The 21,945-nt window shown below is 69.5% G+C and carries 23 protein-coding genes; 9 read left to right on the top strand and 14 right to left on the bottom strand.

The genetic code is table 11. The features are described from left to right. Positions 1-49 precede the first annotated feature (49 nt). On the bottom strand, positions 50-829 hold the full coding sequence (locus MKL11_RS32150; RefSeq protein ID WP_243951287.1) for an amino acid ABC transporter substrate-binding protein: 780 nt from the start codon (positions 827-829) through the stop codon (positions 50-52). A gap of 676 nt (positions 830-1,505) precedes the next feature. Here MKL11_RS32150 and MKL11_RS32145 point away from each other — a divergent pair. Then, complete coding sequence (locus tag MKL11_RS32145; RefSeq protein ID WP_243951285.1) at positions 1,506-2,432, top strand: dihydrodipicolinate synthase family protein; 927 nt, start codon at positions 1,506-1,508, stop codon at positions 2,430-2,432. A 257-nt stretch (positions 2,433-2,689) separates the two neighbouring features. On the opposite strand, the gene MKL11_RS32140 is transcribed toward MKL11_RS32145, so the two are convergent. Further along, positions 2,690-3,916, bottom strand: a complete 1,227-nt coding sequence (locus tag MKL11_RS32140; protein ID WP_243951283.1) for a pyridoxal phosphate-dependent aminotransferase — start codon at positions 3,914-3,916, stop codon at positions 2,690-2,692. 237 nt (positions 3,917-4,153) lie between these two features. On the opposite strand from MKL11_RS32140, the gene MKL11_RS32135 reads away from it, so the two are divergent. From MKL11_RS32135 to MKL11_RS32120, 4 genes are read left to right on the top strand one after another with little or no spacing between them, the layout of a single operon-like run. Further along, positions 4,154-5,572 carry a cytochrome ubiquinol oxidase subunit I gene (locus MKL11_RS32135; RefSeq protein ID WP_243951281.1) on the top strand — a complete coding sequence of 473 codons (1,419 nt, stop codon included), beginning with the start codon at positions 4,154-4,156 and terminating at the stop codon, positions 5,570-5,572. Between the two features lie 7 nt (positions 5,573-5,579). Further along, a complete protein-coding gene (gene cydB, locus MKL11_RS32130; protein WP_243951279.1) occupies positions 5,580-6,587 on the top strand; it encodes a cytochrome d ubiquinol oxidase subunit II in 1,008 nt (335 codons plus the stop codon). Further along, the gene (locus MKL11_RS32125; RefSeq protein ID WP_243951276.1) at positions 6,587-6,709 is read left to right on the top strand and encodes a DUF2474 family protein; all 123 of its coding nucleotides are present in this window, start codon (positions 6,587-6,589) and stop codon (positions 6,707-6,709) included. Before cydB ends, MKL11_RS32125 begins: the two co-directional genes overlap by 1 nt. A 57-nt stretch (positions 6,710-6,766) precedes the next feature. Next, entirely contained in the window at positions 6,767-7,345 is a 579-nt protein-coding gene (locus MKL11_RS32120; RefSeq protein WP_243951274.1) for a GbsR/MarR family transcriptional regulator, read from the top strand. 12 nt (positions 7,346-7,357) lie between these two features. Here the strand turns inward: MKL11_RS32120 and MKL11_RS32115 are convergent, their stop codons facing one another. Together MKL11_RS32115 and MKL11_RS32110 are read right to left on the bottom strand one after the other, a co-directional pair. Continuing rightward, positions 7,358-8,050 (bottom strand): GntR family transcriptional regulator, encoded by a 693-nt coding sequence (locus MKL11_RS32115; RefSeq protein WP_243951272.1) that lies wholly within the window; start codon positions 8,048-8,050, stop codon positions 7,358-7,360. A 419-nt stretch (positions 8,051-8,469) separates the two neighbouring features. After that, positions 8,470-9,450: a LysR family transcriptional regulator gene (locus tag MKL11_RS32110; RefSeq protein ID WP_243951270.1), complete on the bottom strand. Its 981-nt coding sequence runs from the start codon at positions 9,448-9,450 to the stop codon at positions 8,470-8,472. Between the two features lie 123 nt (positions 9,451-9,573). On the opposite strand from MKL11_RS32110, the gene MKL11_RS32105 reads away from it, so the two are divergent. From MKL11_RS32105 to MKL11_RS32095, 3 genes are all read left to right on the top strand, one after another. After that, the gene (locus MKL11_RS32105; protein WP_243951268.1) at positions 9,574-10,500 is read left to right on the top strand and encodes a ring-cleaving dioxygenase; all 927 of its coding nucleotides are present in this window, start codon (positions 9,574-9,576) and stop codon (positions 10,498-10,500) included. A gap of 62 nt (positions 10,501-10,562) precedes the next feature. Then, the gene (locus MKL11_RS32100; protein ID WP_243951266.1) at positions 10,563-11,210 is read left to right on the top strand and encodes an alpha/beta hydrolase; all 648 of its coding nucleotides are present in this window, start codon (positions 10,563-10,565) and stop codon (positions 11,208-11,210) included. A gap of 36 nt (positions 11,211-11,246) precedes the next feature. Beyond that, the gene (locus tag MKL11_RS32095; RefSeq protein ID WP_243951264.1) at positions 11,247-11,654 is read left to right on the top strand and encodes a DoxX family protein; all 408 of its coding nucleotides are present in this window, start codon (positions 11,247-11,249) and stop codon (positions 11,652-11,654) included. A gap of 110 nt (positions 11,655-11,764) precedes the next feature. Here MKL11_RS32095 and MKL11_RS32090 read toward each other — a convergent pair whose 3' ends face one another. The 3 genes from MKL11_RS32090 to argJ are packed head-to-tail and all read right to left on the bottom strand — an operon-like array spanning position 11,765 to position 14,141. Continuing rightward, positions 11,765-12,181, bottom strand: coding sequence for a (deoxy)nucleoside triphosphate pyrophosphohydrolase (locus MKL11_RS32090; RefSeq protein WP_243951261.1), 417 nt, complete (start codon positions 12,179-12,181; stop codon positions 11,765-11,767). After that, positions 12,178-12,894, bottom strand: a complete 717-nt coding sequence (locus MKL11_RS32085; protein ID WP_243951258.1) for an SIMPL domain-containing protein — start codon at positions 12,892-12,894, stop codon at positions 12,178-12,180. The genes MKL11_RS32090 and MKL11_RS32085 overlap by 4 nt, the downstream gene beginning before the upstream one ends. Beyond that, a complete protein-coding gene (gene argJ / locus MKL11_RS32080) occupies positions 12,891-14,141 on the bottom strand; it encodes a bifunctional glutamate N-acetyltransferase/amino-acid acetyltransferase ArgJ (protein ID WP_243951256.1) in 1,251 nt (416 codons plus the stop codon). The genes MKL11_RS32085 and argJ overlap by 4 nt, the downstream gene beginning before the upstream one ends. A 230-nt stretch (positions 14,142-14,371) precedes the next feature. On the opposite strand from argJ, the gene MKL11_RS32075 reads away from it, so the two are divergent. After that, a complete protein-coding gene (locus tag MKL11_RS32075) occupies positions 14,372-14,812 on the top strand; it encodes a histidine kinase (protein ID WP_243951254.1) in 441 nt (146 codons plus the stop codon). 177 nt (positions 14,813-14,989) lie between these two features. Here the strand turns inward: MKL11_RS32075 and MKL11_RS32070 are convergent, their stop codons facing one another. From MKL11_RS32070 to MKL11_RS32040, 7 genes are all read right to left on the bottom strand, one after another. Further along, complete coding sequence (locus tag MKL11_RS32070; RefSeq protein ID WP_243951252.1) at positions 14,990-15,796, bottom strand: TetR/AcrR family transcriptional regulator; 807 nt, start codon at positions 15,794-15,796, stop codon at positions 14,990-14,992. A 93-nt stretch (positions 15,797-15,889) separates the two neighbouring features. Further along, entirely contained in the window at positions 15,890-16,720 is an 831-nt protein-coding gene (proC, locus tag MKL11_RS32065) for a pyrroline-5-carboxylate reductase (protein WP_409565945.1), read from the bottom strand. Continuing rightward, positions 16,717-17,226 carry a YbjN domain-containing protein gene (locus MKL11_RS32060; RefSeq protein ID WP_243951250.1) on the bottom strand — a complete coding sequence of 170 codons (510 nt, stop codon included), beginning with the start codon at positions 17,224-17,226 and terminating at the stop codon, positions 16,717-16,719. The genes proC and MKL11_RS32060 overlap by 4 nt, the downstream gene beginning before the upstream one ends. Positions 17,227-17,515: 289 nt before the next feature. Continuing rightward, the gene (locus tag MKL11_RS32055; protein WP_243951248.1) at positions 17,516-17,800 is read right to left on the bottom strand and encodes an accessory factor UbiK family protein; all 285 of its coding nucleotides are present in this window, start codon (positions 17,798-17,800) and stop codon (positions 17,516-17,518) included. Between the two features lie 145 nt (positions 17,801-17,945). Beyond that, complete coding sequence (locus tag MKL11_RS32050; protein WP_243951246.1) at positions 17,946-18,167, bottom strand: hypothetical protein; 222 nt, start codon at positions 18,165-18,167, stop codon at positions 17,946-17,948. Between the two features lie 132 nt (positions 18,168-18,299). Continuing rightward, complete coding sequence (locus MKL11_RS32045; RefSeq protein ID WP_243951244.1) at positions 18,300-19,016, bottom strand: PhoH family protein; 717 nt, start codon at positions 19,014-19,016, stop codon at positions 18,300-18,302. Positions 19,017-19,440: 424 nt separating this feature from the next. Next, a complete protein-coding gene (locus tag MKL11_RS32040; RefSeq protein ID WP_243951242.1) occupies positions 19,441-21,804 on the bottom strand; it encodes an ATP-dependent helicase in 2,364 nt (787 codons plus the stop codon). Between the last annotated feature and the right edge of the window lie 141 nt (positions 21,805-21,945).

Raw genomic sequence — 21,945 nt, 5'->3', positions numbered from 1 at the left:
CGACAGGGTGCCCGTGTCCGGTGGCTGCCCTAACCCTGCTACGATCTAACTACCGCGAAACGTCCGCCCCAAAATACGTCTGCGCGATCGCCGCGTAGCTGCCGTCAGCCTTGATCTCCGCGAGCGCGTTGTCGATCGCCGCCTTCAAGTCGGGGTTGTTCTTGCGCAGGAGGATGCCGGAGGCGTCCGCGTCATCCTTCTGGGCGACGATCTTCACGGGGGCGTTCGGCTGCTTCTTGTGAAAGTCGAGGAACGACAGGCTGTCGTTGAGGGTCGCGTCGGCGCGGCCGGTGACGACCAGCTGGATCGACTGGTCGAACCCGTCGGTGCCGACCAGCTCGGCTCCCGCCTCGCTGGCCAGCCGCGCGAAGTTGCTGCTCAGGCTCTGGGCCGACTTCTTACCCTTCAGATCAGCGAAGGATTTGATCGCGGCGTTGTCGGCGCGGGTGATCAGCACGGCCCGGGAGCGGATATACGGCTCAGAGAAGTCGAATTTCGCCTGGCGCTCCCCGGTAATGCCGACTTGATTGATCACCACGTCGTAGCGCTTGGCGTCGAGCCCGGCGATCAACCCGTCCCACTTGCCCTCGATGAATTGCGGGGCGACGCCCAGCTTCTCGGCGACCTTGCGGCCGATCTCCACGTCGAAGCCGACCAGCGCCCCGGAGGCGTCGTGGAAGCTGAATGGCGCGTAGGTCCCCTCGGTGCCGATCCGCAGGGTCTTGGCGGCGCGGATCGCCTCGATGTCGTCGGCCCGTGCCGATCCGCCGAGGAGGAGCGTTGCAGCAGCGAAAACAGCCGCGAAGGAAGCGGAAACAACACGTATCATGATGAACTCCGGATCGATACTATTGAAATTATCGGGAAAAATCCCGACCGCCTTCGGGAAGACTGGGAGGCAGGGCCGGAAGGGAAGAACAGGAAAATCGGGGCCGCCCACCGCCGGGTCATCACCGACAGCACCAAGCCGAGTGTCCTATACCAAGCGCGGCCGTTGGCGCCTACGCCGCGCCGCGGCAGCTCCATCGCCCGAAAGCAAGGTTTTCTAAGAGGCTCCGGATTTTCCGCAGGTTGGTTCTTCCGATCCGTGCGGCGGCCAAGCCTTCGGCATCCGCGGGCGAGCCTGATGTTCCGAGCTGCCGACAGTGCAAAGCCGTGATCAAGAATTGTTTTTTGATCCCGAACTCTGCTCTTTAGCTTCGGGATGGCAGGGTGGATGATCGAGCGTCGATCAGGTCCTCAGGCTGTTGGTAGGGAATAATATTTCTCACGCTCATTCCTGGTTGCGCTGACCGCGTAAGGCTTCCGTCCCGCGCTCCGGCACCGCGCAAACACATCGCGGCTTTTGTCGAACCGGCGCCGGGACGGCCGTTGATCTCGGATGATCCTTCGGCACAGTGCGCGCGTGTTGCCGATCCCGGGGCGGGCCCGTGTCCCCGGGATCGGCCCGGACCGGACTTCCCTGTGAGCCGGGGCGCGCGGCCCGCCTTGGCGGAGGATCGCGCATGCGTTCGACGGCCCAGCCCTACCGGGGCGTCTTCCCCGTCGCCCCCACGGTGTTCGACGCCGCAGGCGCCCTCGATCTCGACGGACAGCGCCGGGCGATCGACTTCATGATCGACGCCGGCAGCCACGGGATCTGCATCCTGGCGAACTTCTCCGAGCAGTTCGTCCTCACCGACGCCGAGCGCGAGACCGTGATGCACGCGGTGCTCGAGCATGTGGCGGGCCGGGTGCCGGTGATCGTGACGACCACGCATTTCGCCACCCAGGTCTGCGCCGAGCGCTCGCGCCGGGCGCAAGACGCCGGGGCGGCCATGGTGATGGTCATGCCGCCCTATCACGGCGCCACGATCCGGGTGCCGGACCTCGGCGTCTACGATTTCTTCCGCGGCGTCTCGGACGCGATCGCGATCCCGATCATGATTCAGGACGCGCCGGTGGCGGGCACGCCGCTCGCGGCTGCGTTCCTGGCCCGCATGGCCCGCGAGATCGAAAACGTCTCTTACTTCAAGATCGAGACCCCGGGGGCGGCGGGCAAGCTGCGCGAACTGATCGCGCAGGGCGGCGACGCGGTGGTCGGCCCCTGGGACGGCGAGGAGGCGATCACTTTGATGGCCGATCTCGATGCCGGCGCCACCGGGGCGATGACCGGCGGCGCCTATCCGGACGGCATCCGCCAGATCACCGACGCCTACGCGGCCGGCCGCCGGAGCGAGGCCCTCGACGCCTACGCGCGCTGGCTGCCGCTGATCAACCACGAGAACCGGCAATGCGGGCTGCTCGCCTGCAAGGCGCTGATGGCCGAGGGCGGCATCATCGCCCACGAGACCGCCCGCCTGCCGCTCCAGCCGCTCCATCCCGACACGCGCGCGGCGCTGATCGAGCTGGCGCAGCGCAACGATGCGCTGGTGCTGCGCTGGGGGCGGTGAGGGTTATTGGCCGAAGGAGGGGGGCGGGTCTGACAGGCGCGCGGCCCGCCCTCGCTGTGAGGCTCACATCGGCGTCCGTGAGGCGCGACGGACTCCCTCGCCCGTGCGGGATAGGGTTGGGGTGAGGGAGGCGACCTCACCGGACAAACCTGTCCCCTCACCCTGTCCCTCTCCGGCACGGGAGAGGGACCTGCGTTTCATCCAGCGATGCGGGATCCCCACTCTTGCCCCGGAGCTGAAACCGTAGGCCCTGCGGATCAGTTCGCCCGCCCGTACGAGCCCCTCCCCAACACCCCCGACAACCGCCGCACCGCCTCCCGCGCCAAGTCCGGGCTGATGGCGAAGCAGATGCGGATCAGGCCTTCGCCCGCGGGGCCGAAGGCGGTGCCCGGGGCGACGCCGACCTTGGCGTCGCGCAGCAGGCGGAACGCTAGGTCGAGGCTCGGCTCGTCACCGGCGATCCGGGGCATGAGGTAGAAGGCGCCGTCCGGCGGCGCCACCGTCACGCCGGCCAGGCGCGCCAGCCCCTCCACCAGGATCGCCCTCGCCTCGGCGCAGCGGTCGACCATGGTGCGGATGAAGCCGTCGCCCTCGTCCAGCGCCGCGACGCAGGCGTGCTGGATGAAGGTCGGGATCGAGGTGGTGCTGTACTGCCCGAGCTTGGCGAAGGTCGGCGCCAGCCCCCGGGGAAAGATCACCCAGCCGGCACGCCAGCCGGTCATCGCCCAGTTCTTCGAGAAGGTATTGGTGACGATCAGGCGGTCGTCCTCCGTGCAGATCTGCAGGAACGACGGTGCGATCTGGTTGCCGTAGGTGAAGTGCGCGTAGACCTCGTCCGACAGGATCCACAGGCCGCGCGCGCGGGCGAGGTCGCGCAGAGCCGTCATCTCGGCGAGCGGCATAGTCCAGCCGGTAGGGTTCGAGGGCGAGTTGACCATGATCACCCGGGTGCGCGGCGTCAGCGCCGCCGCGATGTCGGAGAGCGGCAGCGCGAAGCGCCCGTCCGGTAGGATCCGGTAGGGCACCGTCACCGGCACGCCGCCAGTGATGCGGACCGCCTCGGCGAGGTTCGGCCAGGCCGGGGAGGGGATGATGATCTCGTCGCCCGGCTCCAGCAGCGCCTGCGCCGCCTGCATGATCGCGTTCATGCCGCCGGCCGTGACGGCGAAGCGGTCGGCCGGCACGTCCACGCCCCAGTGCCGGGCGTGGTAGGCGCCGAGCGCCGCCCGCAGGGTCGGCAGGCCGAGGGACGTGGTGTAGCGGGTATGCCCGGCCTGCATCGCCCGGTGCGCCGCCTCGACGATGAAGGGCGGCGTCGGCAGGTCGCCCTCGCCGATCCAGAGCTTGACCACGTCGGGATCGTCCCGGCCGCGATCCGCCACCAGCCCGATCTGGCTCGTGCCGATGCCGCGGATGCGCTCCGAGAGCGCGGCGCCGAGGTCGATGGGCGCGTCGATGGAGACGGCGTCAATGGGTTCGGCCATGGGGCGACGGGTCTCGTGGTGTCCGGTGAGCGGCGCAACGCGCGACGCAGCGGCCCGAGGGCGGGCACCGTGCTTGCAAGCGCCCGATCGTTCGGGGAATCCGCTCGAACCTGCCGTGTCTGGCCGCGCGCGTCCAGGCCCACACGGCCGCCGCTGTCCTTCTGTGGTTATCGACTTTTCAGAAATTTCTGAAATTGTTATAAGCAGAGTTGCATATCCCGAGTCGGGAGACCCATCGTGCTCGACACCCTCAATCCCCTGATCCTCGCCCGCATTCAGTTCGGCTTCACGGTGGCGTTCCACATCGTGTTCCCAGCCTTCTCGATCGGCCTGGCGAGCTTCCTCGCCGTACTGGAGGGCCTGTTTCTCGCCACCGGACGGCAGGTCTTCATGGACCTGTTCAAGTATTGGCTAAAAATCTTCGCCATCGCGTTCGCCATGGGCGTCGTCTCCGGTCTGGTGATGTCCTACCAGTTCGGCACCAACTGGTCGGTTTTCTCCGACAAGACCGGCCCGGTGCTCGGCCCGATGATGGCCTACGAGGTGCTATCGGCCTTCTTCCTGGAGGCCGGCTTCCTCGGGGTGATGCTGTTCGGCATGAGCAAGGTCGGGCCGCGCCTGCACTTCACCGCGACCCTGATGGTGGCGTTCGGGACCTTTTTCTCGGCCTTCTGGATCCTGTCGGTGAATTCCTGGATGCAGACGCCGGCCGGCTACGGCACCAACGCCGAGGGCCAGTTCGTGCCGCTGGACTGGTGGGCGATCGTGTTCAACCCGTCCTTCCCGTTCCGCCTCGTCCACATGGTGCTGGCGGCCTACCTGACGACCGCCCTGGTGGTCGGCGCGGTCGGCGCCTGGCACCTGCTGCACGACCGCACCAACCCAGCCGCCCGGACGATGTTCTCGATGGCGATGTGGATGGCCGCCCTGGTGGCGCCGGTCCAGATCTTCGCCGGCGACGCCCACGGGCTCAACACCCTGGAGCACCAGCCCGCTAAGGTCATGGCCATGGAGGGCCACTACCAGAGCCATCCGGACGGGGCGCCCCTGGTGCTGTTCGGCCTGCCCGATCAAGAGGCCGGCACGATCCGCTACGCCGTGGAGATCCCGAAGCTGTCCTCGCTGGTGCTCAAGCACAGCCTGGACGCGCCACTGGCCGGCCTCGACAGCCTGCCCCGGACGGACTGGCCGCCGGTGCCGATCGTGTTCTGGTCGTTCCGCATCATGGTCGGGCTCGGCCTGCTGATGCTGCTCCTCGGCGCGCTCAGCCTGCTCGCCCGCTGGCGCGGGGCGCTCTACCGGTGGAGCCCGCTGCACCGCTTCGCGGTGGCCATGGGCCCCGCCGGCTTCGTGGCGGTGCTCGCCGGCTGGATCACCACCGAGGTCGGGCGCCAGCCCTACACGGTCTACGGCCTGCTGCGGACCGCGCAATCCGCCTCGCCGCTCCACGCCCCGGCGGTGGCCGCCTCGCTCACCGCCTTCGTGGTGATCTACTTCTCCGTGTTCGCCATGGGGGTGCTCTACATCCTGCGCCTGATGGCCCAGCCGCCGCATGCGGGCGAATCCGGGATCGAGCCCGGCGCGCCGATCCGCACCGCCGGCATCACCCCCGCCCCGTCGGTCGATCCCGACCGCCACCTCCAGCCGGCCGAGTGAGGCAGCCATGGTCTACAGCGTCGATCTCACCGTGATCTGGGCGTTCGTGATCGCCTTCGCGGTCTTCGCCTACATCGTCATGGACGGCTTCGATCTCGGCATCGGCATCCTGTTCCCGGCCCTGCGGCCGGGGCCGGAGCGCGACACCGCCATGAACTCCGTCGCCCCGGTCTGGGACGGCAACGAGACCTGGCTGGTTCTGGGCGGCGGTGGGCTGTTCGCGGCCTTCCCGCTGGCCTACGCGGTGATCCTGCCGGCGCTCTACGTGCCGATCATCGCGATGCTGCTCGGGCTGATTTTTCGCGGCGTCGCCTTCGAGTTCCGCTGGCGCGATCCCGGCCACCGCGCCGCCTGGGATGTGGCCTTCACGGGCGGTTCGATGGTGGCGGCCCTGGCTCAGGGGATCGCGCTGGGCGCCCTGCTCCAGGGCATCGCGGTCGAGGGCCGGGCCTATGCCGGTGGCTGGTGGGACTGGCTGACACCGTTCAGCCTGCTGGTCGGCGTGAGCCTCGTGGTTGCCTACGCGCTGCTCGGGGCGACCTGGCTGGTGATGCGCACGGAGGGGTTGCTCCAGCTTCAGGCCCGCCGGTTCGCCCAGCGCCTGACCATCGCCACGGTGGCGGCGATCGCACTGGTCAGCGCCGCGACGCCGTTCCTGCAGGGGCGCTACTTCGAGCGCTGGCTGGCGATGCCGAACGTCCTAGTTGCTGCGCAGGTGCCGATGCTCGTGGCGCTCGCGGCCTACGCCCTATGGCGGTCCCTGCGGGACGGGGGCGAGCGGGCGCCGTTCTTGATCGCGCTCGGCTTGTTCGCCCTGTCGTTCCTGGGGCTCGGTATCAGCATCTTTCCCGACGTGGTGCCGGGGCGGATTACGATCTGGCAGGCTGCCGCACCCGAGGCGAGCCAGATGTTCATGCTGGTCGGCGCCTCGGTCCTGATCCCGATCATCCTGATCTACACCGCATATTCCTACTGGGTCTTCCGCGGCAAGGTCGACGCGCACGGGTATCACTGATGGCGCCCGCAACCCCGCTCCCGCTCTGGAAGCGCCTCGCCTGGTTCGCGGCCATCTGGGCCGGGAGCATCCTCGGCCTCGGGGTGGTGGCGACGCTCCTCCGGTTCTGGCTCAGGACCTGATAAGCCAGCAACGACCCCGGCCGCCCCGGGGTACCCACCGTCCGACGGATCGCCGCCGTGCACCTGCCTCCCCTGGTCCAGACCTTCGTGCTGCATTTCGGCGAGATGGGCTCGCGCTGGGGCATCAACCGGACGGTGGGGCAGATCTACGCCCTGCTGTTCGTGGCCGAGCGGCCGCTCAACGCCGACGAGATCGTCGAGAGGCTGGGCGTGTCGCGCTCCAACGTCAGCATGGGGCTCAAGGAGCTGCAGGCTTGGAACCTCGTGCGGCTCCAGCACGTGCCCGGCGATCGGCGGGACTATTTCGCCACCCCGGAGGATATCTGGCAGATCGTCCGCACCCTGGTCGAGGAGCGCAAGAAGCGCGAGATCGATCCGACCCTGACCCTGCTGCGCGAGCTGCTGATGCAGGAGGCCGAGTCCGAGGCGGAGCGCCACGCCCAGGCCCGGCTCCGGGAGATGCACGACCTGTTCGAGCTGTTTGCGGGTTGGTACGCCGACGTGCGCCGCCTCGACACCGAGCGCCTGGTCCAGCTCCTCACCCTCGGCGCCAAGGTCCAGAAGGTGCTGGCGATGAAGGACCGCCTGACCGGCCTGCCGGGCCGCCTCGGCGGCCGCACCGACAAGGCGGAGTGAGGGCCCGCCGCCTCATACGCCGAGCGCGCGCCGGTAGATCGCGATCAGGGAATGTGCGGCGTGCTGGATGTGACGGCGCAGGTGGTCGGCCGCCTCGTCGATCTGGCCGGCCGCGCACAGGGCGATGATCGCCCGGTGCTCCCGGTCAGCCCGGGCGACGTCCCCGGAGGTCGAGAGCTGAAGACGGGTTGGGCGGTCGCAATCCTGCAGCAGGCCGGCGACGATGCTCAGCGAGCGCGGGCGCCCGGCATGCCGCAGCAGGTCGAGATGGAAGCGCTGGTTTAGTTCGCCCCAGCGCAGGATTTCCCCGGATTTCAGGGCGGCGCTGTATTCCTCGGTGAGACCGTGCAGGTCTTGGATGTCCTGCGCCGAGAAGCGCTGCGCCGAGAGGGCCAGAAGTTCCGGCTCCAACTGGACGCGGAGAGTAAAGATGTCCTCCACCTCCTCCACCGACAGGCCCGAGACCACGGCGCCGCGATGCGGCATGATCTTGATCAGGCCGGTGGCTTCGAGCTGCAGCAGGGCCTCCCGGATAGGGATCCGGCTGATTCCGAACTCGTCCGCCAGCGCATCCTGGCGCAGCTGGGTGCCTGCGGGGAACTCGCCGGTGAGGATCCGTTGACGCAGGGATTCGGCGACGGCGGCTGCGACGGTCTTGTGGACCAGCCGATCGGGCGCGGATCGAGTGGAAACCGCAGTCAACATCAGGGCCTCGAACGGACGGGTCTAAATGGCTGATGCCGAGCGTGATGCGCGCGGCTTTCGAGCCGGTGCTGCGTTCGGCGGGGCGGGCAAGGCAGGGAGCTAACGGTCCGTCTCATCGGGCGGATCCGGCCGCGCAACCGCGGGCCTGCCCTCGAGACGGTTCCAACGTCGGTCGACACCTCATCCATCCCCATGGAGCGTCCAGGATCAGCCTCACGGACGCCGGGATCGGACGTATAACGACCGAGGCCGGACACCCTCCTTCAAGCAAGGTAGAGTATCCAGGCTTTTCGGACCTGGCCAGATACCGTCGAGTGAGTCAAGAACAATTGTATAATATCATTCAAAAGGTAAAAATCGGACACTCATGATGGGGCCGCCATCTTTGACCACACGCGCCGCGCAAGCATCTCACCTTATTAGACGTCGAGCCCCTGAAAAAATTGTAACGCCTGGTTGTATTCCGATGGCTCCCGGACTCGCCCTATCGCGGCGCCAGCCCAGGGGGCCTGGGCCAGCGTCTGCGCGAGATAACCGATCAGGGCGGTGATCCGGGCCGGCCGTGGGTCGCCGGGGGGCGTCACCAGGTGCAGCGCGATCGGCGGCGGCGACCAGCCGCGCAGGACCCGCTCCAGGCGCCCGGCTTCGAGGTCGTCCCAGATCATGAAATCCGGCTGCAGGGCGAGGCCGAGACCGGCCCGGAGCGCCGGCGCCAGCGCCTCGGCGTTATTCGCCCGCAATTGGCCGCCGGGGACGACCACGGCCTCCACGCCGGATTCGTCGATGAACCGCCAGCGATCGGGGGTTGGCAGGTAGGCGTAGCCCAGGCAGGCGTGGCCGGCGAGGTCATCCGGATGCGTGGGGCGTCCGTGCCGGCCGAGATAGTCCGGCGTCGCCACCAGCGAGCGCCGGATCGCGCAGAGCCGCCGGGCGCGCAAGGAGGAATCCGGCAGGGCCGCGATCCGTAAGCCGATATCGAAGCCGCCGCCGACGAGATCGACCACAGCATCCGAAAGATGCAGGTCCACCGACACCGTCGGGTGCTGCCGGAGGAAATCCGGCAGCAGCGGCGCGATATGCATCACCCCGAAGGTCATCGGCGCGGCCAAGCGGACCAGGCCGCGCGGCTCGGCGGAGCCCGCGATGGCCAGCGCCTCCGCGGCCTCGCCCTCCGCCAGGATCCGCGCGGCGCCGGCTTTGGCGGCGTGCCCGGCCTCCGTCAGTGCCAGCTTGCGCGAGGTTCGGTTGAACAGCCGGGCGCCGATCCGGGCTTCCAGCCGGCCCACGGCCTTCGAGACGGTGCCCTTCGACAGGCCGAGGTCCTCCGCGGCCCGGCCGAAGGAGCCCGCCTCCACCACCTTGGCGAAGACCGCCCAGGCCTCGAAATCGGGAAGCCGCATGAGTCACATTCCGGAAACGATGGGTTTCCAGCGTTTCTATTTCCGCGAGCGATGGCAAGGGCCAGATTGCCGTCATCGCAAACGCCCAGCGGCATCCGCGGCGGCTTCTCGGGAGACAGCGTCATGGTGAAGTCCGGCCTCCACCACGTCACGGCCTTTTCCGGCCCGGCAATGCGCAACCTCGACTTCCACACCCGCGTGCTCGGCCAGCGGCTGGTGAAGAAGACCGTCAACTTCGACGATCCCGGCACCTACCACCTCTACTACGGCGACCCGGCCGGGCAGCCCGGCACGATCCTGACCTTCTTCCCGATCGAACACGCGGCCCCCGGCCGGGTCGGGATCGGCGAGACCCAGGAGACCGCGTTCCGGGTGCCCCGCGCCTCGATCGGCTGGTGGACCCACCGGCTGATCGAGAAGGGCATCGCCCACGAGCCCCTGGTCCAGGTGTTCGGCGCGCCGACCCTGCGGTTCCGCGATCCCGACGGGATGATGCTGGCGCTGGTCGGCGTCGATGGTGCCGAGGCGGAGGCCGGCTGGGCTTCGGCCGAGGTTCCGGCCGAGCACGCGATCCGGGGCCTGCACGGGGTGACGCTTCTTCTGGAGAGGGCCGAGGCCACGGCCGCGATCCTCACGGAGGTGCTCGGCCTGCGCGAGGAGGCCCGCGAGGGCAACCTGGTCCGGTTCGCCGGCAGCGCTGAGCTCGGCAGCTTCGTGACCCTCCGGGCGGTGGGTGGCTTCCTGCGCGGTCGACAGGGGGCGGGCTCGGTCCACCACATCGCGTTCCGGGCGGCGGACGATGCCGCGCAGGCCGCGATGGTCGAAAAACTCGCCGGGCTCGGCCTCCAGGTTACCGAGCAGCGGGACCGCCAATACTTTCGGTCGGTCTACTTCCGCGAGCCCGGCGGCGTGCTGTTCGAGATCGCCACCGACGCCCCCGGCTTCGCCGTGGACGAGCCGGTGGAGTCCCTCGGCACCGCCCTGAAGCTGCCTGCCGGGCTGGAACCGCACCGGGCCCAGATCGAGGCGGTGCTGCCGAAGGTCGCCTGACCCACGCCTCCGCCCCGGATGGACAGGGCGGAGGTGCAAGAACTGCCACAAGCGAGGTCGCCGTGACCCAAGAGATTCTCACCCCAAATTCCCTCGGCCTGATTCATCGGTTCGAGCCCGGCGCCCCCGCCGCGCGGCCGCTGCTGCTCCTGCATGGGACCGGCGGCACCGAGCACGATCTCCTGCCGCTGGGCCGGATCGTGGCCCCGGGCGCCGCCCTGCTGTCGCCCCGCGGGGCGGTGTCGGAGAACGGTATGCCCCGGTTCTTCCGGCGCCTCGCCGAGGGCGTGTTCGACGAAGCTGATCTGCGCCGCCGCACCCAGGATCTCGCAACCTTCGTGGGCGCGGCGCGGGCGCGTTACGGGATCGGGGCGCCGCTGGCGCTCGGCTTCTCGAACGGCGCCAACATCGCCGCCGCGCTGCTGATGCTGCACCCGGAGGTGCTGGCCGGCGCGGTGCTGATCCGCCCGATGGTGCCGCTGGCCGAGCCGCCCGCGGCGGCCCTCGCGGGCAAGCCGGTGCTGATGCTTTCCGGGGCGATGGACCCGATCGTCCCGGCCGAGAACGCCAGCCGCCTGGCCCAGCAGCTCACGACCGTCGGCGCCGCGGTCGAGCACAGGATCCTCCCGGTCGGCCACGGCCTGTCCCAGGCCGATGTCGGCCTCGCGGCGGACTGGGTCCGCAGCCTCGCACACGCGGACGCGGCCTGATCGTCGAATCTCTCCACGCTGAAACGGAGTCTTCCCATGGCATCTCCGATCGCCGCCGCGCTGACGCTGCTGCCGGTCACCGGCCGGGTCCTGATGAGCGCGCTGTTCCTGGTGAGCGGAAGCGGCAAGCTCGCCGCCCCCGAGGCGGCGCTCGCCACCATCCGGGCCGCCGGCCTGCCGCTGCCGGAGGTCTCGTTCGCGGCCGCCGCCCTGGTGGAGGTCGTGGGCGGCCTGCTGCTGATCCTCGGCTACCGGACCCGCCTCGTCGCCCTGGCGCTTGCCGGATTCGCGGTGGCCACCGCGCTCACTTTCCACACCGCCCTGGCCGACCCGAACCAGATGTTCCACTTCCTGAAGAACCTCGCCGTGGCGGGCGGCTTGCTTCAGGTCGCGGCCTTCGGGGCCGGCCCGGTCAGCCTCGACGCCCGGCAGGGCCGGGCCTGACCGGCTTCGCAATCGGCCCCTCACCGCCGCGCCGCCTACGCCGTCGCGGCCCGCACGGACGATGCGATCCGTGCGGGCCTCCTGATGCGGCGCCTCGGCCGAGAACCATCTTATCCCCCCAGAAGCTCGACCAGAAACGGGATCAGCGGCGCGTCGGCCGGGGGCATGGCGAGGTCGCGCAGGGCTTTGGGGCGGACCCATTTCAGCGCCTGGCCCTCCATCGAGCGGGGCGTGCCCGACCAGCGGCGGCAGACGTAGAGCGGCATCAGCAGGTGGAAGTCCGGATAGGCGTGGCTGGCGAAGGTCAGCGGCGCCAGGCACGGCTCCTCGACCCGGATGCCGAGCTCTTCCGACAACTCCCGGATCAGGGTCTCCTCCGGGCGCTCGCCCGCCTCGACCTTGCCGCCCGGAAATTCCCACAGCCCGGCAAGCTGCTTGCCCGCTGGGCGCTCGCTCACCAGGATCCGGCCGTCGACGTCGACCAGCGCCACCGCGACCACCAGCAACAGGCGCAACGGCGCGCTCACGGCGCCACCGCGAAGGTGGCCGAGACCTCGGAGGAGAGCTGGATCGTGCCGGCCTCGATCGGGACGCGCCGGCCCTTGGCGGCCATCGGCGCCGCCAGGGCGCGATTCAGGGGCGGATACGGCGCCCCGGCCCCCGCATTGCCCAGCGTGCAGAGCGGCCCGAGCTTGGCGCCCAAGGCCTCGGCCAGGGCCTCGGCCCGGGTCCGGGCGTCGCGGGCCGCCGCGACCTGGAGGGCCGCCTCGGCCTTGTCGGGATCGCGCAGGCCAAAACTCACCCCGTCGATCCGGTTCGCGCCCGAATCGAGGGCCTGGCGCAGCAGATCGCCGAGGCGGTCCATGTCGGCGAGGCGGACGGTCACCGCGTTGCCGGCCCGGTAGCCGTCGGGCTCCTCGGTAACCACGCCCCCCGGCCGGGTCACACTGCGCGTGCCGGCCTGGAGCGTCACCGCGGCGGTCCCGATATCGGCGGGCGGCACGCCCAGGGCGCGCGCCTGCGCCGAGATTCCGGCCACCGCCTTCGAGGCGGCGTCGAGGGAAGCGGCCGGGGTTGCGCCCCGCGCCTCGATCCCGATGGTGACCTCCGTGAAGTCCGGCGCCCGCGTCTCGGTGGCCCGCCCGACCACGCTGATGCGCCGCTTGCACTCCGCATCGTCGGCCTGCGCCCGGATAGGCACCAGCGCCAGCAGGAGAATCCCGGCGAGGCGCGGCCTCACGAGCGGTAATCCCCGTTGATCTCGATGTAGGCCTTGGTCAGATCGCAGGTCCAGACGCGGGCCTGGCCTGCGCCCAGGCCGAGATCGACCCGGATGCCGATCTCCGGCTCGCGCATCACCGCGCTGGCGGCGTCCTCGCTGTAACCCGGATCGCGGGCGCCATCGACGGCCACGCGCACGTCGCCGAACCAGATCGCCAAGCGGTCCCGGTCGGCTGGCTCACCGGCCTTGCCGACCGCCATCACCACCCGGCCCCAATTGGCGTCCTCGCCGGCCACCGCGGTTTTCACCAGCGGCGAGTTGGCGATCGACATCGCGATCCGGTGGGCGGAGGCGTCGCTCTCGGCGCCGGTGACCCGCACGGTGACGAATTTGCGCGCGCCTTCGCCATCCTTGGCGACGAGCTGAGCCAGTTCGATCAGCAGGCTGTCGAGCGCCGCCTTGAAGCCGGCGAGCCGCGGGTCGGCCGCGTCGCCGATCTCGGCATTGCCGGCCTTGGCCGTGGCGAACAGCAGCAGGGTGTCGGAGGTCGAGGTGTCGCCGTCCACCGTCACGCAGTTGAAGCTGGTCTTGGTGCCGGCGGAGAGCAGGGCCTGGAGCGCAGCCTGGGGCAGGGCGGCGTCGGTGAACACGAAGGCCAGCATCGTCGCCATGTCGGGGGCGATCATGCCGGCACCCTTGGCGATGCCGTTGATGGTCACGGCCACGCCGTCGATCTCGGCTTTGCGGGTCGCGAGCTTAGGGAAGGTGTCGGTGGTCATGATCGCCCGGGCGGCCTCGGCCCAGGCGGCCGGGCCGTCCGTGGCCCGGGCGGCGCACTCGGCCAGAACCCCCTCGAATCGCTCGGCCGGCAGCGGCTCGCCGATCACCCCGGTGGAGGCGACGTAGACCTCCCGGTCGCTGCAGCCGGCCGCCTGCGCGGCGATCTGCACGGTCTTGGCGACGGCCTCCCGGCCGAGCCGGCCCGTGAAGGCGTTGGCGTTGCCCGAATTGACCACAACGGCCCGGGCCACGCCGTGCGCGAGAGCCTCGCGGCACCAATCCACCGGCGCGGACGGGCATTTCGAACGGGTGAACACCCCGGCCGCCCGGGTGCCGGCGGCGAGGTCGACATAGAGCACGTCGGTCCGGCCGCTGTAGCGGATGCCAGCCTGGGCGGTGGCGATTCGCACCCCCGGGAGCGGCGGCAACTCCGGCACCGCGCGCGGCGCCAGCGGGGAAACGGGCGGGGATTTCGCGGACGACATCGGCTGAACGCTCCGGCAGCGCGCGGGGCCTCCCGCGGCGGCCCGGTGTTGCCCGCGCGACCCCGGCGCCGTCAACCGTACGCCTCTGCGTTGCCCAAGTGGGAGGCTGCATGCGCTTTGAGCAAACGCGGCGCGAAATGCGGCGTCTTCGCGGCCCCAGGCTTGCGCGAGCCTTGGTTCCCGGCATAGCATGCTGCATCGCAAAGCCAGAGCGAGGTCGAGTGCGGACTATGCCCACAACCGACGTCGAGACGGCCTCCGGGAGGCTGCCCCAGGGCGTCTGCTACCGGATCCAGGTGCTGGTCGTCGGCCGCCACAAGCGCTGGCGCGACGAGATCTCGGCCGAGATCCGGATGCTGGGTTACCAGGTGACCGCCTGCGACCGGGGCGTCGATGCCATGACGGTGCTGGCCCTCGGGCTGCCCGTGGACGTGATGGTGGTGGATGCTGCGCTGCAGGGCGGCGGCCTGTGCTGCGCACAGCTCGCGGTCGAGGCGCGGGCCCTGCGCCCGGGCCTGCGCATCGTTCTCTCCAGCGATCCGTTCGACCCGCCGGAGCAGGAGGCCTCGGTGCTCGTCCCGGACGCGCTGTTCATCCAGCGCGAGCAGTTCCAGAACGGCATGGTCGCGACCCTGATGCGCGAAGCGCTGACGAACCGCGTCGCCGGATAAGGACGTCGGGGCAGAGCTTCGGTCCGGTGGCCGGATCCGAGAGGATACGCTCAGGCCCGTTTGACCGCGGCTGAAGTCGCGAGTCGGTGGGAGCGGCTGATCCTTCGATCGCCCCGTACATCTCGAAGCAGGAGCTGAACGCGGGCTCCCAGCGGCCGTCGGAGGCCGGCAGAGCGATTAAATCGCGGCGGCGGGATCCGTGTCGTCGCCGTCCGGCTCGCGCCGGCGGCGAGGGCGCCGGTCCAGGAGCGAACGGCCAAGCGCCCGCAACGGCGCGGTGAGCCGCCGGGCATCCTCGGCGCGCTCCATCAGACGCTCGCCGTTGCGGATCTCCTTGTCGAGCTTGGCCATCGTCCTGGCGAGCGCCGGATCGTCGTCGTCGAGCCAGACCTGGGTGACGCGGGCGAAGGCGATCACCACGCCCTGAAGCTTGAGCTGGCCCAGCGGCCCCTCGGTGTCGATCCCGGCCGCCGCCAGCATGTAGCGGTGGGAGTTCAGCATCACACCGTTCAGCGCCACCATCGACAGCGGCTCGCCGCGCAGCGCGTAGGCGATGCGGCGCAGCGCCGGCTTGTAGGGCGTCATCGCGTCGAGCCGGCGCATCAGCACGTCGAACAGGCGCTCGCGGGTCGGCTCTTCTTCGAGGCCGGCGCTGTCGCCCTCCAGGACCTTTCGGTCGATGATCCGGGTGAGGCCGCCGAGCACGGCGCCCTTCGACGGGAACAGGTCGCGCAATTCGGCGAGACTCAGCCCGGCCTCGCGGGCGATGTCACCGATCTCGATATCATTCCAGGGCTGCTCGGCGGCGAGCCGCATCAGCGCCTCGACCGCGGCCTCCCGGGGCGGCAGCTTCGGCGGGCTCCCGGACTGCGCGGGGGATGCCGGGGCCGGGCCGGCCTGGATCGCGTCGTTCGACGCCGCGTTGTCCTGCACGGCACTCGCAGCCTTGCGGGTGCGCTTCGACGGGGCTCTGCTCTCGGTCATGGGTCTGTCGCCCGCTCCTGTCGGTCGTCGACTCTCATGTAGGAAAGCCGGCCGGGAAGGGCAGGCCCGTCGCGCGGCGATGCCGCACGGATGTCAGCCGGCGAGTTCGGCCGCCCGGCGTTTGGCCGCCGCCACGGCTTCGCACATGAGCGGGGCCAGGCCGTCCGGACGCATCAGCACGTCGAGCGCTGCGGCCGTGGTCCCACCCGGAGAAGTGACGTTGCGGCGCAGATCGGCCGCCTCGTCCGGGCTGGCGTCGAGGAGCGCTCCGGCGCCCGCGACCGTGGCCCGCGCCAGCGTTCGCGCCACATCCGGATCGAGCCCGGCAGCGATCCCGGCCTCGGCTAGGGCCTCGACCAGCAGGAAGACATAGGCAGGCCCGGAGCCCGAGACCGCGGTCACGGCGTCGATCTGGGCCTCGTCGGCGAGCCAGGCCACCGTGCCGTTGGCGGAGAATAGGGCGTCGGCCGCATCGCGCTGAGCCGGGATTACCTCCGGGCTCGCGCAGGCGCCGGTGGAGCCCCGCCCGATGCTGGCCGGCAGGTTGGGCATCGCCCGGACCACGGCGCGCGCCCGGAGCAGCCGGGTGCGCAGGTCTGCGACGGTCTTGCCGGCCAGGATCGAGACGAGGAGCGTGTCTGGGCCGAGGAGCCGGTCGAGGCCGGGGGCGGCTGCCTCCAGGCCCTGCGGCTTGATCGCCAGGACCAGCACTGCTGCGGGTTCGGGATTCGTCGGGTTGAGCCGGATGCCGCGCTGGGCGCAGAGATCCACGATCGCGCGGGCCGGCACCGGGTCGATGATCGTGGTGGATTGGGGATCGAGGCCCGCTTCGAGCCAGCCCGCCAGCATCGCGCCGCCCATCTTTCCGGCCCCGGCGAGAACCAGGGAGGCCGGCATCCGCGCCGCGTTCGGGGCCGCCGTCACGCCTCGCCTTCGGTCTCGAACAGCACGGCATCCAGCGCCTCGCGGGCGCTCTTGCCGGCCCAGAGCACGAACTGGAATGCCTGGAAGTAGCGCTCGCAGGCATCCACCGCGGTCTTCATCATGGTGGCGCATTGCGGGTGGGTCGGCACCGCGCCGCCGGTCAGAAGTAGCGCGTGGCGGAACATCACCACGCTGTCGCTCGACCACAGGTCGAAATGGCCGATCCAGAGCTGCTCGTTGATCATGGCGATCAGGCGCAGCACCTCGGTCCGCTGCCGCTCCGGCACCTTGAGATCGAAGGCGCAAGCCACATGCAGAGCCTCGACGTCCTCAATCCAGGTGAAGGCGACATGGTAGTCGGTCCAGCGGCCGGGGCTGGTGATCGACATCTCGTCGGTCTCGGCCCGGTCGAAGATCCAGTCGCGCAAAGACGCCAGACGCTCGACGACGTCGAGCGGATGCTCGTTCCGGTCAGGGTCGTGGAAGTCGACGTGGAGAAGCGGCATGACGATCCAAAAGGACGGCCCGGAATCGACCCGGACCGACGTGACGGGGACGCGAGAAGAGTGCGAGAACACTCCGAGAACTTGATACGACCGGCACGCATAAGCCGGAGGTGACGCGATCGACTGTCAAAGCTCTGCGGACATCGCCCCGCAGCCGCCGAATCACCCTATGCCCGACTATAGACCGGCCGTGACTCGCGACACAAAGTGCAGGTCACGCTCGGTGAACAGGAAACGAAATCATCGGTCGCGCTTCCTGTGCAAAAGCCTGACGCGTTGCCGTGCGGACTCAGATCGCTTCGCTGAGGCCCGCCGCGCCGGCCCCGGCGGTGCCGGATTTCGCCTCGAGGGCGGCCACCCGGGCGGTGAGCGCCTCGTTCTGGGTCCGGAGATTGGTGACCAGATCGCGCAGCACGTCCAGCTCCTCGCGGGAGGCGATGTCGAGATCGCGGACGAGGCGCTCGACCTGCGCCTTGACCACGGTCTCGGCCTCGCGGCGCACGCCCTGGGCGGCCCCAGCCGCATCGGTCATCAGGCGGGCGAGATCGTCGAACAGTCGGTTCGAGGGGGGCATCGTGGTCTCCCGGATCGGCCGGCTGCCGCTTCGGCCGCCTGACTGCGCGATTCAGGGTGACGAGATAGGAATCTGCGGGGTGCGGAGCAACGCCCAAAGCGATCCGCACAAGGAAACGGGGCCCGAAGGCCCCGCATCTTGAACATCACATCCGGTGCATGCCGCGGTGATGCATGCGCCGATGCATCATCCGGCGGTGCATGCGCCGATGCATCATGCGCCGCTCCATCGGGTGCATGCGGACCTGCGTGACGGAGTCGGGTGCAGAGATCCCCGAGGGCAGGCCGGGGGCGGCGCTGGCGGGCTGGACGAGGGCGGCACCGCCGATCGAGGCCAGCACGGCAAAGGCGAAGGTCAGTTTCCTCACGGGGAGACTCCAATTCTCTGGTAGCCGGGCGTGAAGCCCGGTTCATCCTCCCAAACGGGAGGTTCGGAGAGTCGTCTCGTGCCGGTGAAGGCACGGCGGACCCGTGAGGGTCCGCCGCCAACAACTTCTGGATTATAGATTCGTTTCCTCGAACGCCTTCACCCATTCGGCGCAGATGCCGGAGCGGACGATGTCGTCGCGGGTGAACTCGACCACCGGGATCGGCATCATCCGGCTCTTGATCAAGTGCATGACCGTGCGCAGGCCCGAGGTCTCGCGCAGGTCGGTCTGTGAGACGTCGCCGTTGATGATGACCTGGCAATCGTCGCCGATCCGGGTCAGGAACATCTTGATCTCGGCGGTGGTGGTGTTCTGGGCCTCGTCCAGGATCACCAGGCAGTTCTTGAAAGTGCGGCCGCGCATCACCTCGAACGGCACGATCTCGATGTCGCCGGTCTTGAGCGCGATCTCGAAGGCAGCCTGGCCCATCCGCTCCTTCATGGCCTCGGTGAGCGGGGCGACCCAGGGGGCGATCTTCTCCTCGAGGGTGCCGGGGAAGAAGCCCAGCGAGCGGCCCGAGGGCACGTTCGGGCGGGTGATCACGACCTTGGAGATGCGGCGCTGGCGGAGCTGGTCGGCGGCCCGCGTCCCGGCGATGTAGGTCTTGCCGGTGCCGGCGGGCCCGAGGACGATCACCTGGGCGGAGCTGGCCAGGGCGTCGAGATATTCGGCTTGGCGGTCGGTGAGGGGCTGGATGGGGCTGAGGTTGCGCTCTTCGTCGAAGCGGGTGCGGTGAATACGGGGCGTGCGGTCTTCAACCAGTTCAAGTCGTGTGCGGCGTCGCTTCATGGATCAACACTCCAACGGGACTTGCCAACCTGGATCTGTCGATGAACTGCCGTTTACCTAAATGCTCCCGGATTTATTCTATTGCGAAACTAATTCCGGCGCCATGCCGAAGGTTCCGCCCCGCGCTATTCGCCTGTGGAGAGCGTCACGCCGCTTCGCCCGGGGTCGAATACGCAGTGCAAGCGGCGCACCAACGTGATTCGCACCGGACGATTGCTCGGAGGGTGTGACCAGGGGGTGACGGTCGGTACCGCGTTGCGGAAAATGCTGCGATGCTGGCAAGGCTGCATCAGACCGAGAGCCGGGACGAGGGCTGGGGACACGGGATGACGCGGCATCCGGCACGGCCTCAGATCCTCCCCGCCCGCACGGGCGAAGCCGCCCGACCCTGCCGCCCTGAAACGTCCGGGCTTGATCGGCGGGACTAGCTTGATCCAGCCTGGATGAAGCTGTCGAGAACCATCTTCCGGCCGGCTTTATCGAAGTCAACGGTGAGCTTGTTGCCGTCGACGCCGGCGACGGTTCCGGGGCCGAACTTCATGTGGAAGACCCGCTGGCCATCCTGGAACGCGGAGGGCGCGCCGGTCGACTTGGCGATCAGCTCGCCCTCGATCTGGCGCGGGCCGCCGGCCCGGCCGCCGGGGCCGCTGCCGAAGCCGGACCGGTTGCCGGCCCCCGAAGCGGTGTTGGCCTGGGCACGCTGCCAGCCGGGCGTGCCGTAGCTCGACCCGAACGGCGTCGGGTTGCGGTCGAACCGCGAGGCGCCGGCCGAGAAATGCGCGGGCGCCTCGACCACGTCGACGGCGGTCTCCGGCAATTCGTCGATGAACCGCGACGGGATGGTCGAGGACCACAGGCCGTGGATGCGCCGGTTGACCGCGAAGGACAGCTTGGCCCGCTTGCGCGCCCGGGTGAGACCGACATGGGCGAGGCGGCGCTCTTCTTCCAATCCGGCCCGGCCGCTCTCGTCGAGCGCCCGCTGGTTGGGGAACAAGCCGTCCTCCCAGCCGGGCAGGAACACGGTGTCGAATTCCAGGCCCTTGGCGGCGTGGAGCGTCATCAGCGAGACCCGCTCGGCGCCCTCGGCCTCGGAGGCCTCCATCACCAGGGAGACGTGCTCCAGGAAGGCCGCCATGTCGGGGAATTCTTCCATCGAGCGGACGAATTCCTTCAGGTTCTCCAGGCGGCCGGCGGCGTCGGCGGAGCGGTCCTTCTGCCACATCTCGGTGTAGCCGGATTCCTCCAGGATGGTCTGGGCGACCTCGCTGTGCGGCTGCGTCTCGATGAGCCGTGCCCACCGGGAAAAACTCTCGGTGAGCGCCCGCAGGGTCGCGCGGACCCGGGGCTTCAGCTCGTCGGTCTCGCACAGGCGCTGGGCGGCGATCAGCAGCGGCAGGCGGTTGGCGCGGCCGTAGGTGTGGAGCTGCTGCAGGGTGGCGTCGCCCAGCCCGCGCTTGGGCGTGTTGACGATCCGCTCGAAGGCGAGGTCGTCGCTGACGTTCATGGTGACGCGCAAGTAAGCCAGCGCATCGCGGATCTCGGCGCGCTCGTAGAAGCGCGGGCCGCCGATCACCCGATAGGGCAGGCCGAGCTGGACGAAGCGATCCTCGATCTCGCGCATCTGCGCCGAGATCCGCACCAGCACGGCGATCTCCGACAGGGGATGCTGCTTGGATTGCAGGGATTCGATCGCCTCGGCGAGCTGGCGCGCCTCCTCCTCGGAATCCCAGGCGCCGGTCACGGTGACGCGCTCGCCCGGCTCGTCCTCGGTGCGCAGGGTCTTGCCGAGACGGCTCTCGTTCTTGGCGATCAGGCCCGAGGCGGCGGCCAGGATATGGCCGGTGGAGCGGTAGTTGCGCTCCAGGCGCACCACCACGGCGCCCGGAAAATCGTGCTCGAAGCGCAGGATGTTGTCGACCTCGGCCCCGCGCCAGCCGTAGATCGACTGGTCGTCGTCGCCCACACAGGCGATGTTTTTTCGTGATTGCGCGAGCAGCCTGAGCCACAGGTACTGGGCGACGTTCGTATCTTGATACTCGTCCACTAGGATGTAGCGAAAGCGATCCTGATAATTTTCGAGGATATCCTTGTTCTCACGCCAGAGCTTGAGGCACAGGAGCAGAAGATCGCCGAAATCGACGGCGTTGAGCGTCGCGAGCCGGGCCTGGTAGGCGGTGTAGAGCGCGCCGCCCTTGCCGAACGCGAAAGACGAGGCCTCGCCCGGCGGCACCTGCTCGGGCGAGAGGCCGCGGTTCTTCCAGCCGTCGATGGTGTGGGCGAGCGCCCGGGCCGGCCAGCGCTTCTCGTCGATGTTCTGGTCGGCGATCACTTGCTTCATCAGGCGCAGCTGGTCGTCCGTCCCGAGGATCGTGAAGTCCGACTTCAGCCCGACCAGCTCGGCGTGCCGGCGCAGGATCTTGGTGCCGATGGCGTGGAAGGTGCCGAGCCAGGGCATGCCCTCGCCGGCCGGGCCGATCAGCGCGCCGATCCGCAGCTTCATCTCCCGGGCAGCCTTGTTGGTGAAGGTCACCGACAGGATGTCGTAGGGCCGGGCGCGGCCAGTGGCGATCAGGTGGGCGATCCGGGTGGTGAGCACCCGGGTCTTGCCGGTGCCGGCCCCGGCCAGAACCAGCACCGGGCCTTCCGTCGCCTCGACGGCGCGGCGCTGCTCGGGGTTGAGCCCTTCCAGATAGCTGGCGGCGTCCCGCCGGAGGGCGCCCATGGCGCGGGCGGCGATGGAGGTCGGGGCGCCGTCCCCGGCGGGCTGCGCGTGCGGGCCATTCTGCATTCCGCTTCCCTGGACCAAATCGCGAACGGCGTCGAGGGCATTCGATCTCGGGGCCGCCTCTGGAGCGGTCCGGGATTTATCGTGCTATGGCCCATCTCGGCTTGCCCAGGGGGGCACGCGACGGTGGGGCATCACGGTGCC

The organism is Methylobacterium sp. J-077 (assembly GCF_022829365.1).
GTDB lineage: Bacteria > Pseudomonadota > Alphaproteobacteria > Rhizobiales > Beijerinckiaceae > Methylobacterium.
Note: the sequence above shows the minus strand (reverse complement) of the source record. Positions and strands in the feature narration are given on the sequence as shown.

Bases quoted from the DNA above. Each gene is read 5' to 3' on its own strand.
- MKL11_RS32150 (WP_243951287.1), bottom strand. From the start codon at position 829: ATGATACGTGTTGTTTCCGCTTCCTTCGCGGCTGTTTTCGCTGCTGCA.
- MKL11_RS32145 (WP_243951285.1), top strand. From the start codon at position 1,506: ATGCGTTCGACGGCCCAGCCCTACCGGGGCGTCTTCCCCGTCGCCCCC.
- MKL11_RS32140 (WP_243951283.1), bottom strand. From the start codon at position 3,916: ATGGCCGAACCCATTGACGCCGTCTCCATCGACGCGCCCATCGACCTC.
- cydB (WP_243951279.1), top strand. From the start codon at position 5,580: ATGGTCTACAGCGTCGATCTCACCGTGATCTGGGCGTTCGTGATCGCC.
- MKL11_RS32125 (WP_243951276.1), top strand. From the start codon at position 6,587: ATGGCGCCCGCAACCCCGCTCCCGCTCTGGAAGCGCCTCGCCTGGTTC.
- MKL11_RS32115 (WP_243951272.1), bottom strand. From the start codon at position 8,050: ATGTTGACTGCGGTTTCCACTCGATCCGCGCCCGATCGGCTGGTCCAC.
- MKL11_RS32110 (WP_243951270.1), bottom strand. From the start codon at position 9,450: ATGCGGCTTCCCGATTTCGAGGCCTGGGCGGTCTTCGCCAAGGTGGTG.
- MKL11_RS32105 (WP_243951268.1), top strand. From the start codon at position 9,574: ATGGTGAAGTCCGGCCTCCACCACGTCACGGCCTTTTCCGGCCCGGCA.
- MKL11_RS32095 (WP_243951264.1), top strand. From the start codon at position 11,247: ATGGCATCTCCGATCGCCGCCGCGCTGACGCTGCTGCCGGTCACCGGC.
- argJ (WP_243951256.1), bottom strand. From the start codon at position 14,141: ATGTCGTCCGCGAAATCCCCGCCCGTTTCCCCGCTGGCGCCGCGCGCG.
- MKL11_RS32075 (WP_243951254.1), top strand. From the start codon at position 14,372: ATGCCCACAACCGACGTCGAGACGGCCTCCGGGAGGCTGCCCCAGGGC.
- MKL11_RS32070 (WP_243951252.1), bottom strand. From the start codon at position 15,796: ATGACCGAGAGCAGAGCCCCGTCGAAGCGCACCCGCAAGGCTGCGAGT.
- MKL11_RS32060 (WP_243951250.1), bottom strand. From the start codon at position 17,226: ATGCCGCTTCTCCACGTCGACTTCCACGACCCTGACCGGAACGAGCAT.
- MKL11_RS32055 (WP_243951248.1), bottom strand. From the start codon at position 17,800: ATGCCCCCCTCGAACCGACTGTTCGACGATCTCGCCCGCCTGATGACC.
- MKL11_RS32045 (WP_243951244.1), bottom strand. From the start codon at position 19,016: ATGAAGCGACGCCGCACACGACTTGAACTGGTTGAAGACCGCACGCCC.
- MKL11_RS32040 (WP_243951242.1), bottom strand. From the start codon at position 21,804: ATGCAGAATGGCCCGCACGCGCAGCCCGCCGGGGACGGCGCCCCGACC.